The organism is Streptomyces sp. NPDC087901 (genome assembly GCF_044742205.1).
GTDB lineage: Bacteria > Actinomycetota > Actinomycetes > Streptomycetales > Streptomycetaceae > Streptomyces.
In genome coordinates this window covers 175,952-189,364 of the sequence record NZ_JBIUUC010000003.1, presented here as the reverse complement: position 1 = coordinate 189,364, position 13,413 = coordinate 175,952, and the positions used below count along the sequence as shown (strand labels likewise).

Genomic DNA, 13,413 nt, shown 5'->3' with positions numbered 1-13,413 from the left:
GCAGCAGCGCCACCGGGGGAGCGGCGGCGCTGCTGGTCAGTGATGCCGGCCGGGCTCGATACAACCCGGGCCGGGCGGTGTTACGGGAGGGCGTGGACGTGCGGGCCGACCGCGTTCGACCAGGCGTTGCCCGACTTGGCGTCCCAGTTGGTCGACCAGGTCATCGCGCCGCGCAGACCCGGGTAGGTCTTCGACGGCTTGAAGGTGCCGCAGCCGGTGCCCTTGGCGAGGCAGTCCAGGGCCGCGTTCACGACCGAGGGAGCGACGTAGCCGCTGCCCGCGCCACTGGTGGAGGCGGGGACACCGAGACCGACCTGCGACGGATCGAGGCCACCCTCCAGCTGGATGCACGCCAGCGCGGTGAGGAAGTCCACCGAGCCCTGCGAGTAGACCTTGCCGTCACAGCCGAGCATCGAACCGCTGTTGTAGTACTGCATGTTGACGACGGTCAGGATGTCCTTGATGCCGAGCGCCGTCTTGAAGTACTCACCCGATGTGGACTGCATGTCGATGGTCTGCGGAGCCATCGTGATGACGAGGCCGGAACCCGCCTTCTGCGACAGGGAGCGCAGCGCCTTCGTCATGTACGTGGAGTTGAGGCCGTTCTCCAGGTCGATGTCGACGCCGTTGAAGCCGTACTCCTGGATGAGCGAGTAGAGCGAGTTGGCGAAGTTGGTTGCGGAGGCGTCGCTGTTGACCGAGACGGAGCCCTTCTCACCGCCGACCGAGATGATGACGTTCTTGCCGGCCGCCTGCTTCGCCTTGATGTCGGCCTTGAACTGGTCGACGGTGTAGCCGTTCAGGCCCGCCGAGTCCAGGTTGAAGGTCACGGCACCGGGCGTGGTCGTGGCGTCGGCGAAGGAGACCGCGATGATGTCGTAGTTCGCGGGCACGTCGCTGAGCTTCTGCACGGTCGCACCGTTGTTGAAGTTCTGCCAGTAGCCGGTGACCGCGTGCTTGGGCACGGACGTGCCCGGGTTCGGGTTGCCGGTGCCGGAGGTGGCCGTCCGGCCGCTGACGGTGGCGGACTTGACCGACTCACCGGCCGCGTTGGTGGCGGTCACCGCGAACTGGTAAGCCGTGTCGGCGGCCAGTCCCGTGATCGTCGCCGAGGTTCCGGTGGAGGTGGTGGTCTTCGCGCCGTCCTTGTAGACGGTGTAACCGGTCGCGCCGGACACCGAGTTCCAGGACAGGGCGAGGGAGGAGGACGTGGCCGTGCCGACCGCGAGACCGGCGGGGGCCGCGGGGATCGTCGGGGCGGGGTCGGTGCCACCGCCGCCGTCGGGGCCGCTGACCGAGACGTCGTCGACGAGGTAGGCGGCCTGCCCGTACCAGCCGTGCGTGTAGACGGTGACGGACGTGGTGCTGGGCCCGGTCGTGAAGCTCGTCGAGAGCTGGGTCCAGCTGCTGGAGCCGGGGGTCCAGGTCGACACGTCGGTGGTCCCGGTGCCGCTGGCGCCCAGGTAGGCGTAGCCGCCCTGGACCCATGAGCTGAGCGCGTAGGTCGAGTTGGGCTTCACGGCCACGGTCTGGGTGCACTTGGCGTTGTCCTGGCCGGCCGGGGTGGCCTTGAGCGCCGAGGTGCCGCCGTGCACGGGGGAGGAGACGGTGGCGCCGCTGCCGCCGGAACAGGTCCAGTTGGCGAGGCCGGACTCGAATCCTGCGTTCTTGGCGACGTTGACATCGGCGGCTTCTGCGCTGCTGACGAGACCGGTGAGGGTCAGCGCGCCCGCTGCGAGAACGGCCATGGCGGAACCGAGGAGCGGGCGGTTGTGCCGTCGTCTGTGGCTGGTTGCGGGGGAACGTTCCACTTGCTGCCTCCGTGGGGGAGTCGGGGATGGCGGGGAACGGCACGGGGATGCCGGGGGCCGGACACGGGGGTGCCGGGGTGTGGAATCGAGGAACGGTGGCCACCGCTGGGCGATAAAACTGGTCCAGACCAATCAAGTTGTCAAGACCTCTGGCAGCGAACCGTCGCAATGCGCCCTCACCGGAGGGGTGGCGGGCGGGGTGGCGGCCCCGGTTCGTTAGCTCCTGAGGGGGAGTTGGGGACGCGCCCTCGGGGGGCCCGGATGGCGACGCCGCCGGCCCCGCCGATCGCGTCAATCGCGCCGATCGCGCTGGGCCCGGGGGCCCCAATCCGGGCCCAGAGTTCACATTGGGCCCACCAGGAACACAGGGGGCTGCCGCATGAATGCGCTCCCACGCCTCTGACGTGCATAAAGACTGGTGAGGATCATGAATAACACGGGCGGGGAATGGGTATTCGATTAAATGGTACGGACTTTAACAACTAGTCACTTGGGCTGATTTGTCACGCGAACGCCCCGTGGGGGTCCGTGGGCCCGTCCGTACTGGGTCCTGGAAGGTGTTCTCTACCTCGCATTACGTGGATAAAGTGCTGATGCGGGAGCGCCTGAGTGAGGAGCAACCTGACGTGAGCGATTGCGGCCGGCGGTACGCGGCGGCCGGAGCCGAACGGGGAACAGCGTGCCGACAGCAATAGCAGTGACAAGCGCTGATCTGGTGCTGTCCCCGGCCGATCAGCAGACGCCCACGGCGGTGGTTCTGCGCGCACCCGAGGACCAGTCGCTCGAGCAGGCGGTGAGTGACATGCACGTCCTGCTGGAGCAGCACGGCTACGTCATCGCGGTCTATCCCACCAGCATCAAGCCCACCCATGAGCGGCGGCTGCACGCGATTCGCGCGGTGATGGAAAGTGACCGTATTGCGCTGATCAAGGTGGATCTGCCCCCCCTGGGGATCGCCGTACTGGTGCGCCAGTTGCGGCAGTTGTCCATCTGTGACTTCAGCGCCGGGGTGGTCGCCTCCGCGGCGAGGCTGCTCTCCCACTACATCCACTCCGGTGCGCTCCTGAACTCGGTCACCAAGCTCGACCGGGTGCCGGTCAGCCTGAAGACCCATGCCAAGTCCTGGGTTCCGGGCTCGCAGTTCGGCGTGCTGGCCAACCCGACCCCTCAGCTGATCAAGATCGGCTCGGGGGACCTCGCCGGACCCGAATTCGCCACACATCTGCTGGTCGCCAAGGGGCAGTTGCAATCCGACTGGGTGACGACCACCATCGCCCCGGCCTGGCAGGTGCAGGAGGTGCACGAAGCCCCGCTGCCCTCGGATTCGCCTTCCTGGTGGGGCACTTCGAAGATGGTCGAATTCGCCGCCTATCTGCCCGATATCTCTCTGATCTATCAGCTCGTTTCCTCGGTCCGCAGGGAGGTCTGTACCTGGTGCGGAAATGAACTCATCGGCGACCGCTGCGGTCTGTGCTCGGCCCCACTGAAACCACCGGAGAACCAAACGCGGGGTTCCGGTGTCCTGAGCCAAGGAACACCGATGCACCAAGGGTCGTGAGCCACCGCGACGGCGGTGCTCCCCTGCTGCACCCACAGCCCGGAGAACAGCGCACGGCGCCCGCCCGTCCCCATGGGCAACGCCACAGAGAGACCCGCGACGGCTCGACCCCGCTCCGCTCCCCTGTCCGCTCATCGGCCCACGTCTCCCAACGAGGTTGCTCCGCTCATGAACTCACGGCAACGCCGCGGCGTCATCCTTCTTCTCCTCTCGGTCCTCTGCGCCTTCGGTGCGTTCGCCGGTGTGCTCTCGGTGATCAGTGATGTGAACTCGAAGGTCGGTCCGGAGGTGACTGCCTACCAGGTGAAGTCGGACATAGCCCCCTACCGGCCCCTGGAACCCGGGCAGTTCGAAAAGGTCTCGATGCCGAAGCGCTGGCTGTCGAAGAACGCGGTCACCGACCTCTCGGTACTGAGCGGGAAGATCGCCGTCACCAACCTCCGCAAGGGCTCCCTGCTCCAGGACGACATGCTCGTCAAGCGCCCCAAGCTGGAGAACGGTCAGCAGGAGATAGCCATCATGATCGACGCCGCGACCGGCGTCGCCGGCAAGATCCGGCCGGGCAACCTCGTCAACATCTACGCGACCTTCGCGGGCCAGACCGACAAGGACAAGCCCACCTCACGCGTGATCGTCCCCAACGCCAAGGTGATCGACGTCGGACAGCTGACCTCGCTCGAACCCAAGGGTGACGACCGAGGCGGCCCCACCGAGGCCGTGCCGATCACCTTCGCCCTGGACACCACCGACGCGCAGCGCGTCGCCTACGCCGAGTCCTTCGCGGAGCACGTACGGCTGGCCCTGTTGCCCGACGACAGCCCGACCACGCTCCGTCCCGGCGAGGGCAGTTACAACCTCGACGAAGACAAGAACAAGTGAGGACCGGATGAGCACTCGAATCCTCCCGGCTGTCGGCGATGCCGACGCTGCCCGATCCATCACCACGCTGCTCAGCCAGCTCCCCGATGCGGAGCCGGCCGCACCGCTGGGTGACTCGACCACGCTGCTCGACACACTGGCCCGGCTCGCCGCCGAGTCACTGGACGAGCTGCCCGAGGTCGTGCTGGTGCACGAGCGGATCGGTCCGGTTCCGGCCCTTGAGCTGATCCGGGAGGTGGCCCTGCGCTTTCCGGCGGTCGGGGTCGTGCTCGTCACCGCCGACATGAGCCCCGGGCTCTACTCGGCAGCCATGGACTCCGGCGCCCGCGGCCTGGTCGGCCTGCCCCTCTCGTACGAGGAGCTGGCCCAGCGCGTCCAGGCCGCCGCCGGCTGGTCCGTCGGAGTCCGCCGCCACCTCGGCGCGGGCGCCGAGATGTTCACCGGCCCCGGCGGCACGGTCGTCACCGTCAGCGGCGCGAAGGGCGGCGTGGGCGCGACGGTCGTGGCCGTACAACTGGCCCTCGCCTCTGCGGCGTCGGGCCACACGGTCGCCCTCGCCGACCTGGACCTCCAGTCCGGGGACGTGGCGTCCTATCTGGACGTGCAGTTCCGCCGGTCGATCGTCGACCTCTCCACCATCCAGGACATCTCGCCACGCGTCCTCCAGGACGCCCTGTACAGCCACGACAGCGGGCTGGCCCTGATGCTGGCACCGAGCGAGGGCGAGCGGGGCGAAGAGGTCAGCGACCGGGTCGTACGCCAGACCGTCAGCGCCCTGCGGCACCGCTTCGAGGTCGTCATCATCGACTGCGGCACGCACATGAACTCGGCCAACGCCGCAGCCATCGAGATGGCGGACCGGACCCTGCTGGTCACCACGCCGGACGTCATCACCGTCCGCGCGGCCAAGCGCATGGTCCGGCTCTGGGACCGCCTCCAGGTCCGCAAGGCCGAGGAGACGATCACAGTCGTCAACCGCTACACGCGTAACACGGAGATCCAGCCACCACTGATCGAGAAGATCACGGCCACGAAGGTGGCGCGGATCGCGGTCCCCGCGAACTTCAAGGAACTCCAGGCGGTGATCGACGCCGGCCGCTTGCAGGACCTGGAGGCCAAATCCACGGTCAAGCAGGCGCTGTGGGGGCTGGCGGGAGATCTCGGGCTGGTGAAGAACTCGGAAAGCGCCGAGAAGCAGGGCAAGTTCAAGGGCGACCGCGGTTCGCTGGGCGGCCGGCGGGGACGTACGAAGTGAGCGGCGGCGGGACGGTTCCGTCGGCCGGGTACGTCGGTGAGGTGATCTGTGCAGCGAACGACGAAGTGTTCAGCGAAGCGATTAGTGACGCGATGAGACCGAGGGGGACCGTTGAATCATGAAACTTCTACGAACGGGCCGGCCGCCGGCGGAGCCGGGTAGCGCGAGGGCTGGGACATCCAGCTCCGGTGAGCGCCGCCGCAGGCGCAGCGACCGGGGGCAGACGGCGATCGAGTTCGTCGGCACGCTGCCGTTGATCCTGGTGACGCTGGCGGTGATGTGGCAGGCCGGACTGGTCTGTTACACGTGGGTGCTCGCGGGCAACGCGGCGGACAAGGGCGTCAGGGCGGCCGCGGTCGCGGAGAGCAGCCCGGAACGTGCCTGCCGACAGGCCGTACGCGAGGACGTGCCCGACGCCTGGGACACCACCGTCCTGCGCTGCGGCGGCGGCATCGGTGACCTGGTCACCGCGAAGGTGCAGGTCAAGGTGCCCCTCATCTTCCCGGGGGTGTTCAACGTGCCTTGGCACGCGACGGGCGACGCCAAGGCCAAGAGGGAGAAGGGCGGGTGGGGATGGTGAGGCGCACATGGGCGCGGCGGCCCGACACCGGACGCACAACCGCATCCCGCGCGGACAGCCGGCGGGGCCAGGCCGCCATCGAGTACGTGGGTGTGCTCACCCTCCTGCTCGTCATATCGCTGGCCGTGGTTCAGCTCGGCATCGCCATATACGCGACCCAGCAGGCCGGCACGGCCGCGCGGGCGGGGGCGCGAGTGGGCTCGGACAAGTACCAGTTCGGGCGCGCAGGTTCGGTCGCGCGGGATTCCCTGAGCGACTGGCTGGTCGACGACGCCACGATTGTTCCGACCCCAGGTGTGAACAGCGTGACCGTGAGAGTGGATATCGAGATCCCCTCTCTCCTGCCGATGTTCAAGTTCGGAAAGGTCACGAAGAAAGCCACCATGCCGCGCGACTGATCCAGTACCGCTGCACCACACCAGGGAGTTGAGGGCATGAGCCTGCGGGCGCGCATTACCAGTCCCGAGCCGACGAACGGGCTGAGCGAAGAGAGTCGGCTGGTCCAGGTCTACCGCGCCAAGCTCCTGGAGGAGATCGACCTCGCCGAGATGTCCGCCCTCGCGGCGGCCGAGCGCAGGGCGCGGCTCGAACGCGTCCTGGGCCACATCATCAGCCGAGAGGGCCCAGTCCTCTCCTCCATGGAGCGCTCGCAGCTCATCCGCCGGGTCGTCGACGAGTCCCTCGGGCTCGGCATCCTGGAGCCGCTGCTCGAAGACGCCTCCATCAGCGAGATCATGGTGAACGGACATGATCAGGTGTACGTGGAGCGGCGCGGGCGCCTGGAGCTGCTCCCGATGCGCTTCTCGTCCAACGAACAACTGATGCAGACCATCGAACGCATCGTGTCCACGGTCAACCGCCGTGTCGACGAGGCGAATCCGATGGTCGACGCGCGACTTCCCTCGGGTGAGCGTGTCAACGTGATCATCCCGCCGCTCTCCCTCAGGGGCCCGATCCTCACCATCCGACGGTTCCCCAAGGCGTTCACGCTCCAGGAGATGATCGGGCTCGGTTCGCTCGACGAACACATGCTGATGCTGCTCGCCGGACTGGTCCGCGCCAAGTTCAACGTGATCGTCTCCGGAGCCACCGGTACCGGCAAGACGACTCTGCTCAACGCGCTGTCCGGGCTGATCCCGAACGGCGAGCGCATCGTCACGATCGAGGACTCCGCAGAGCTCCAGCTCCAGCAGTCCCACGTGATCACGTTGGAGAGCCGCCCCTCCAACGTGGAGGGCAAGGGCCAAATCACCATTCGCGACCTGGTCCGCAACTCCCTGCGTATGCGCCCCGACCGCATCATCGTCGGTGAGGTCCGTGGCGGCGAGACGCTCGACATGCTCCAGGCGATGTCCACCGGTCACGACGGTTCGCTCGCCACCGTCCACGCCAACAACGCCGAGGACGCGCTGATGCGTCTGCAGACGCTGAGCTCCATGTCCGAGGTCGAGATCCCGTTCGTGGCGATCCATGACCAGATCAACAGCGCCGTCGACGTGATCGTGCAGCTGACCCGTCACGCCGACGGTTCCCGCCGGATCACCGAGATCGCGATCGTGGACTCGCACGGACGCGAGGACTACCGCATCGTCTCGGTCTGCCGTTTCCATGCCCAGCCGATGGCCGCGGACGGCCGCATCTACGGGAAGTTCGAGTACTACCCGCTGCCACGCCGGGTGGCCGATCGCCTCTACATGTCGAGTGAGGCGGCCCCGGCGGCCTTCGGTGTCGCCGAGACGGAGGAAGAGCTGCGCATGCGCAAATCAGCAGCCTGATTCCGCTCTGGCACCCCGCTACGTCCCCAGCCCGCCGCTCACCCAGAAGGCCTCGTCCGAAATGGATAATCTTCCGCTCCTGACGATCGGCGTGACACTCCTCGCCGGTCTGTTCGCCGTCATAGGCGTGCACATCTTCACCTCGGACAGAGCTCAGCAGCAGATTCTGGCCGACCGGATGTCCCAGACGGGCCAACTCACGATCGGCGGCCGCAACCGTCGCTTCCGTGGCATCGACCGGCGCCTGCGCAAGACGAATCTGGGTACGCGGATCGAGCGGAAGATCGCGGCAACGGGCCTGGACCTCACGCCCGGTGAGTACTTCGTCTACGTCGTGGCAGCGCTGCTCGGCCTCTACTTCGTGGTCGGTTCGATCTTCGCGCCGTTCTTCGGACTCATCGCCGCGCTCATCGGACTGTGGGGAGGGAACGCCTTCCTCAACTACCAGCGAGCCAAGCGCACCGAGGCGTTCATCAACCAGCTCCCCGAGCTGACCCGCGTCCTCGCCAATGCCACCCAGGCCGGCCTCGCGCTCCGGACAGCCATCAGCATGGCGGTGGACGAACTCGACGAGCCGGCGCACGAAGAACTGCGCCGAGTGGCCGACCGGCTGGCCGTGGGCCACTCACTCGACGACGCGATGAACGAGCTCGTCGAGCGGCTGCCGTCGCGCGAACTGACCGTGCTGGTCTCGACGCTCATCCTTTCCAACCGGGCGGGCGGCACGATCGTCTCCTCGCTGCGCAACCTCACGGGGACGCTGGAGGAGCGCAAGGAGACCCGGCGAGAAGTCACCACCCTCCTGTCCCAGGTCAAGGTGACCGCGGTCGCCGTCCCGATCCTCGGAATGGGCTTCCTGCTCATCATCAACAGCATGCGGGCGGGCGCGCTGGACGACATGACCGCCGCCACTCCCGGCCGGATCGCCGTCCTTGTCGCCGCAGGACTCTACGCCCTCGGTTTCTTCCTCATCAGCCGACTCACTCGCGTCCGTATATGACGGCCGGAACCAACAAGGAGAGGACATCATGGATCTTCTGATCGCGGCCGTCTTCGGACTCGGCGTGTATGGAGCCTTCCACGGCATCCGCATGTATCGCGCCGAAGCCAAGCTCCCCGGTGACATGGAGCTCGCGCTGGAGATCGGTGCCAGCCGCACCACGGCCGCCGGTGGCCTGGCTGACCGCATGGGCATGCGCTACGCACCCCGAGTTCTGTCGATGATGGGTCCCAAGCGCGTCGACAAGGTGCGGCGCAAGCTGGACATGGCCGGAAACCCCGGGGGCATGACGGTCGACCGTTACGCGGCGCGGCGGGCCTTCTACGGCGGACTCGGGACGCTCGCGGCCCTGGCCATGCTCATGAATGGCCAACTCATCCTGGCCATTCTCCTGTTCGTCTACGGCCTCTTCTGGACGGACGTGATCATCAGGTCCGCCATCTCGCGTCGCAAGGACGACATCGACCGGACGCTCCCGGACTTCCTCGACGTCCTCGCGGTTGTCGTCTCGGCCGGACTCGGGTTCCGGCAGGCACTGGAACGGGTCGCGGAGAAGTACCAGGGGCCGTGGGCTGACGAACTCCGCATCACGCTGCGGCAGATGGACATGGGTGTCAGCCGACGCGAGGCCTTCGACCAGCTCCGCAAGCGGAACGAGTCCGAGCAGGTGTCGATGTTCGTCTCGGCCCTGCAGCAGGGCGAGGAACTGGGTGCCCCGATCGTGGACACCCTGATCCAGATCGCCAACGACATGCGTCGGACCGACTCCCAGAACGCGCGGCGCAAGGCAGCGAAGGCCGTCCCCAAGGCCACGCTGATCGTCACCAGCTTCATGCTGCCCGGGACGATGATCCTGATCGTCGTCGGCTTCTACTACGCGTCTCAAGTCAACATCGGGGATGTATTCGGCGGCTGATGCGCTCAGGCTCGAGGAAGCGATCCGCACCGACGAGGAGGTGAGAGGACCAGATGGCCCCACGACCGACCGGTCCCGCCCTGACAGGCGGCCCCGACGCGCAGACGCCGGAGAGCGCGGCCGGGCATGTTCCCTCACTGCCCATCCAGCTGAACGCCCTGCAGGCCCTTTGCCGTCAACTCTTCGGATTCCGGCTTGCGATGACCTTGCTGGCCACTCCCTTCGCTCTCGACGGCGTGCACGACGAGGTGGGTAGCTGGCTGGTGGGAGCGGCGGTCCTCGTCACCGTCATGGTCTCGTACGTACTGATGCGCGACTGGGAGCGTTTCGGGCCGGTCCTCCTGCGTCATCCGCTCCTGCTCGCCGCGGACATGCTCTTCGGCGCGCTGCTGCTGTTCGCTGCCAGCCCTGGTTCGACACTCTCGTACGTCACGGTCTGCACCCCGCTTCTCGCCGGCCTGGTCTACAGCTGGCGGGGCGGTGCGATCTTCGCCGCTCTTCAGGCGCTGCTGCTTGCCGGAGCCTACGGGGTCAGCCGGGAGGCCGAGGCGGATGCCTCGGCGCTTCTTGTGGTGGGGCTCTGCATCATGGCCGGGGCGGTCGGCAGCACGTTGCGGAGCTTGCTTCTCGGGTTCGGCGCCGCCTCACAGGCTCTGACGGAGACCCGGGCCCGCCTCGCGGTCAACGGTGCGGTCGAGGAGGAGCGCGCCCGCCTCGCCCGGGAGATGCACGACTCCGTGGCCAAGACGCTGCACGGTCTGGCCATGGCGGCCGACGGCCTGGCCAGCACCGCCGACCGGATGGACCCGCTGACCGTCAAGCACCAGGCGGAGCTCGTCGCACGCGCGGCACGCCGGGCCGCAGCGGAGTCCCGCGAACTCCTCTCAGACCTGCGCAGGGAGTCGGGCCTCGACGGCGGTGTGGACGTGTTGGGCGAGCTGGCAGCGCGCACCGCGGACTTCGATCGCCGCCACAGCATCAAGGCGGTCTTCCGCCGACTCGGCGAGAGCCCCGTCCCGCCCATTCCGCACGCCGTGGCCCGCCAGGCCCTGACCATCGCGACCGAGGCCATGGAGAACGCCCAGCGCCATGCCCGTCCCAACTATGTGGAGGTCTCCGCCGGGCTGGTCCGTGACGTGGTGCGCATCAGCGTGTACGACGACGGCGAGGGCCTGCCCCGGGGTACTTCGCTGGCAGATCTGCGCAAGGCCGGGCACTTCGGCCTCGTCGGGATGGTCGAGCGCGCCGCCTCCATCGGCGCACGCATCCGGATCGGCAGGGGCCAGGCGGAACGGGGTACCGAGGTCCGTCTCGACCTGTCGCTCGCCGCGATGAACCTGGCGCCACCCGCGTCTCCCACAGCTCCCGGGTACCCACCGTTGCTCACGCAGGTACCCGGCCAGCCCGCCCGACCCAACAACTGAATCCGCACCACCGCTACTGAGTACCCCCCACAGTCCCCCATCCTTGAGAGAGGAGGCCCGCACCATGTCGGACGAGATCTCCCGCAGCTCCGGAGAGCAGTGGACGCAGCAACCGCATGTCTCGCAGCACACGTCCCCGCATCCGAGCCCGCTCAGTTCGCCGCCTACAGGCGGTGTCCCCGTACCTGATTCTCCCGGTGGATTCCCGGCCTTCCCCAGCCCCGAAGCGTTGCCCGCTGCACGGCCGCTCAGAGTGGTCGTCGCCGATGACAATCCGGTCGTACGGGCCGGTCTGACCGTTCTCCTGCACGGACGCGACGACATCGACGTGGTCGCGGAGGCGGGTGACGGCCGTCAGGCGTACGAGATGGCGGTGCAGCACCGCCCGGACGTCGTGCTGCTGGACGTACGCATGCCCGGCGTCGACGGCATCTCGGCCCTGCCCCACCTGGTGCGGCTGGCCCCGGTGCTGATGATGACGTACAGCCGGGAGAGCGAGATCGTTTTCGAGGCCCTGCGCCTGGGGGCCGGGGGCTATCTGGTGCACGGTGAGTTCACGGCGGACCAGCTGGTGGCTGCCGTCCGCGACACCAAGGAGGGCCGGGCCCACTTCACGTACTCGGCCAGCAGCGCGCTGCTGGAGTCGGTGCGAGGTGGCGGGGGCGGCCTGGGCGGGGACGGCCCGCCCTTGCCTGAGGGCCTGGGCACGGCCTTCACCGGACCGGGCTACCGACCCATTGCCCCACCGGGGCAAGTATCTGCACCCGCACACGACACACACGGGCAATGGGGACCGGGCGGAGGGATGAATCACCAGGTCGGGGGTGTGAGTCAGGAGTTGAACGAGCACAGATTCTCGCAAAAGGCTTCGCTTCCGCAATCATCTGTGGGACATTCTTCCTCGGGGATGCCTGTCGCGGCACCCCAAGGAGTACGGGCCGAGCTGAGTGAACGGGAGGTGGAAGTGATGGACCTGATCGCGTCGGGCATGACCAATCAGCAAATCGCGGCCACCTGTTTCATCAGCCAGAAGACCGTCAAGAACCACATCAACCGCATCTTCGCGAAGTTGAATGCCGGCAGCCGGGGCGAGGCCATCGCCGTCTGGCACCGCATGTCGTCCGGGGGGTCGACGAGGCATGGCTGAGCACTCGATGACCCCGAAGACCCAACTGGGGAAGTGGGCCCGGAGTTGGGCCCGCAGGCCCATGCGGATGGGTGTTGCCCCGACGTACGTTTCTCATGTCGAAAGCGAGACCGGCCGGGAGGAAGCCGGAAGCGCGAACGACACGAAGACTTACGTAGCAGTGTCGGCCGATTCCCGGTCGGCCGAACTCGGAGGGGAACACCATGTCGAACATCACCCTGAAGGCCGCCACCGCCACGCAGACGTACGTCAACGGCTGGAAGAACACCGCCGTGGACGCGATCAAGCGTCGCAGCGACAAGGGACAGGGCGCGATCGAGTACGTCGGCATCACGATCCTCGTGGTCGCGATCGTCGTGGCGCTGCTGCAGACGAACCTCGGTTCGACCATCGGTGCGAAGTTCACCGAGAAGATCAACTCGGTTCTCAACGGGTGATCCGTCGAATGAAGTCCGAGGAAGGGCAGGCCGCACCGCTGTACATCACAGCGGTGACCGGCCTGCTCTTCCTTGCGTTGGTCTTCTTTGCGTTCGGTGAAGCCGATGTCAAGCGCAACGGGGCACAGACTGCGGCGGATGCCACGGCTTTGGCGGCGGCCAAGGACTCCCGGAAGCTTCTCAAGTTGGACCTGATGGCCCACGTCATGGACAGGGGCTTCTACACCGAGGTGTTCAATGCCCCCTACGTCGGGATGGACGGTTGCGCCATGGCCAGCTCGTTCGGGGCGAGGAACGGCGCCACCGAGGTCGATTGCCGGCCTGTTAGCGGCATGCGCTGGGGCTACGAGGTCGAGCTGAAGTCGAGAAAGAAAATGAGCGCGAACCTCGTTCCGGGTACTGAGGGAAGGCGGGCGGAGGCTGAGGCTGTCGCCGTCCTTGACAATCGGGGATGCACGTTCGTCCCGAACCCGATCCCCACGTCGCCGTCCATCGGCACGGTCGGCTGTCTCAGCGGGCTGGTGTGGGTGGTCAGCCCACAGAGTTTGGCCGTCATGCCCGATATGACTCTGCTTTTCGACGTTCGCCTGGCCGAAGACTGACCTCGATCAAACGCAAAGGAACTGGACCG

The 13,413-nt window shown here is 67.2% G+C and carries 13 protein-coding genes; 12 read left to right on the top strand and 1 reads right to left on the bottom strand.

Features of this window, described 5'->3' with window-relative positions; genetic code table 11:
* Positions 1–80: 80 nt before the first annotated feature.
* The gene (locus ACIOEW_RS10385) at positions 81–1,748 is read right to left on the bottom strand and encodes a chitinase (RefSeq protein WP_401963168.1); all 1,668 of its coding nucleotides are present in this window, start codon (positions 1,746–1,748) and stop codon (positions 81–83) included.
* A gap of 760 nt (positions 1,749–2,508) precedes the next feature.
* Here ACIOEW_RS10385 and ACIOEW_RS10380 point away from each other — a divergent pair.
* The 12 genes from ACIOEW_RS10380 (at position 2,509) to ACIOEW_RS10325 (ending at position 13,384) form a co-directional block, all read left to right on the top strand.
* A complete protein-coding gene (locus ACIOEW_RS10380; protein WP_362556833.1) occupies positions 2,509–3,369 on the top strand; it encodes a hypothetical protein in 861 nt (286 codons plus the stop codon).
* A gap of 168 nt (positions 3,370–3,537) precedes the next feature.
* Entirely contained in the window at positions 3,538–4,248 is a 711-nt protein-coding gene (gene cpaB, locus ACIOEW_RS10375; RefSeq protein ID WP_401963166.1) for a Flp pilus assembly protein CpaB, read from the top strand.
* A gap of 7 nt (positions 4,249–4,255) precedes the next feature.
* Entirely contained in the window at positions 4,256–5,503 is a 1,248-nt protein-coding gene (locus tag ACIOEW_RS10370; protein ID WP_401963164.1) for a CpaE family protein, read from the top strand.
* 118 nt (positions 5,504–5,621) lie between these two features.
* Entirely contained in the window at positions 5,622–6,083 is a 462-nt protein-coding gene (locus tag ACIOEW_RS10365; RefSeq protein WP_401963162.1) for a TadE family protein, read from the top strand.
* On the top strand, positions 6,077–6,481 hold the full coding sequence (locus ACIOEW_RS10360; protein WP_401963161.1) for a TadE family protein: 405 nt from the start codon (positions 6,077–6,079) through the stop codon (positions 6,479–6,481). The genes ACIOEW_RS10365 and ACIOEW_RS10360 overlap by 7 nt, the downstream gene beginning before the upstream one ends.
* Positions 6,482–6,517: 36 nt before the next feature.
* A complete protein-coding gene (locus ACIOEW_RS10355; protein ID WP_401963160.1) occupies positions 6,518–7,858 on the top strand; it encodes a CpaF family protein in 1,341 nt (446 codons plus the stop codon).
* Between the two features lie 61 nt (positions 7,859–7,919).
* Positions 7,920–8,858, top strand: coding sequence for a type II secretion system F family protein (locus tag ACIOEW_RS10350; RefSeq protein WP_401963158.1), 939 nt, complete (start codon positions 7,920–7,922; stop codon positions 8,856–8,858).
* Between the two features lie 28 nt (positions 8,859–8,886).
* Positions 8,887–9,774, top strand: coding sequence for a DUF5936 domain-containing protein (locus ACIOEW_RS10345; RefSeq protein WP_401963156.1), 888 nt, complete (start codon positions 8,887–8,889; stop codon positions 9,772–9,774).
* Between the two features lie 53 nt (positions 9,775–9,827).
* Positions 9,828–11,198, top strand: a complete 1,371-nt coding sequence (locus ACIOEW_RS10340) for a sensor histidine kinase (protein ID WP_401963154.1) — start codon at positions 9,828–9,830, stop codon at positions 11,196–11,198.
* 64 nt (positions 11,199–11,262) lie between these two features.
* Entirely contained in the window at positions 11,263–12,345 is a 1,083-nt protein-coding gene (locus ACIOEW_RS10335; RefSeq protein WP_401963152.1) for a response regulator, read from the top strand.
* A gap of 203 nt (positions 12,346–12,548) precedes the next feature.
* On the top strand, positions 12,549–12,782 hold the full coding sequence (locus tag ACIOEW_RS10330; RefSeq protein ID WP_393060170.1) for a hypothetical protein: 234 nt from the start codon (positions 12,549–12,551) through the stop codon (positions 12,780–12,782).
* A gap of 8 nt (positions 12,783–12,790) precedes the next feature.
* On the top strand, positions 12,791–13,384 hold the full coding sequence (locus ACIOEW_RS10325; RefSeq protein WP_401963150.1) for a pilus assembly protein TadG-related protein: 594 nt from the start codon (positions 12,791–12,793) through the stop codon (positions 13,382–13,384).
* Positions 13,385–13,413: the final 29 nt, after the last annotated feature.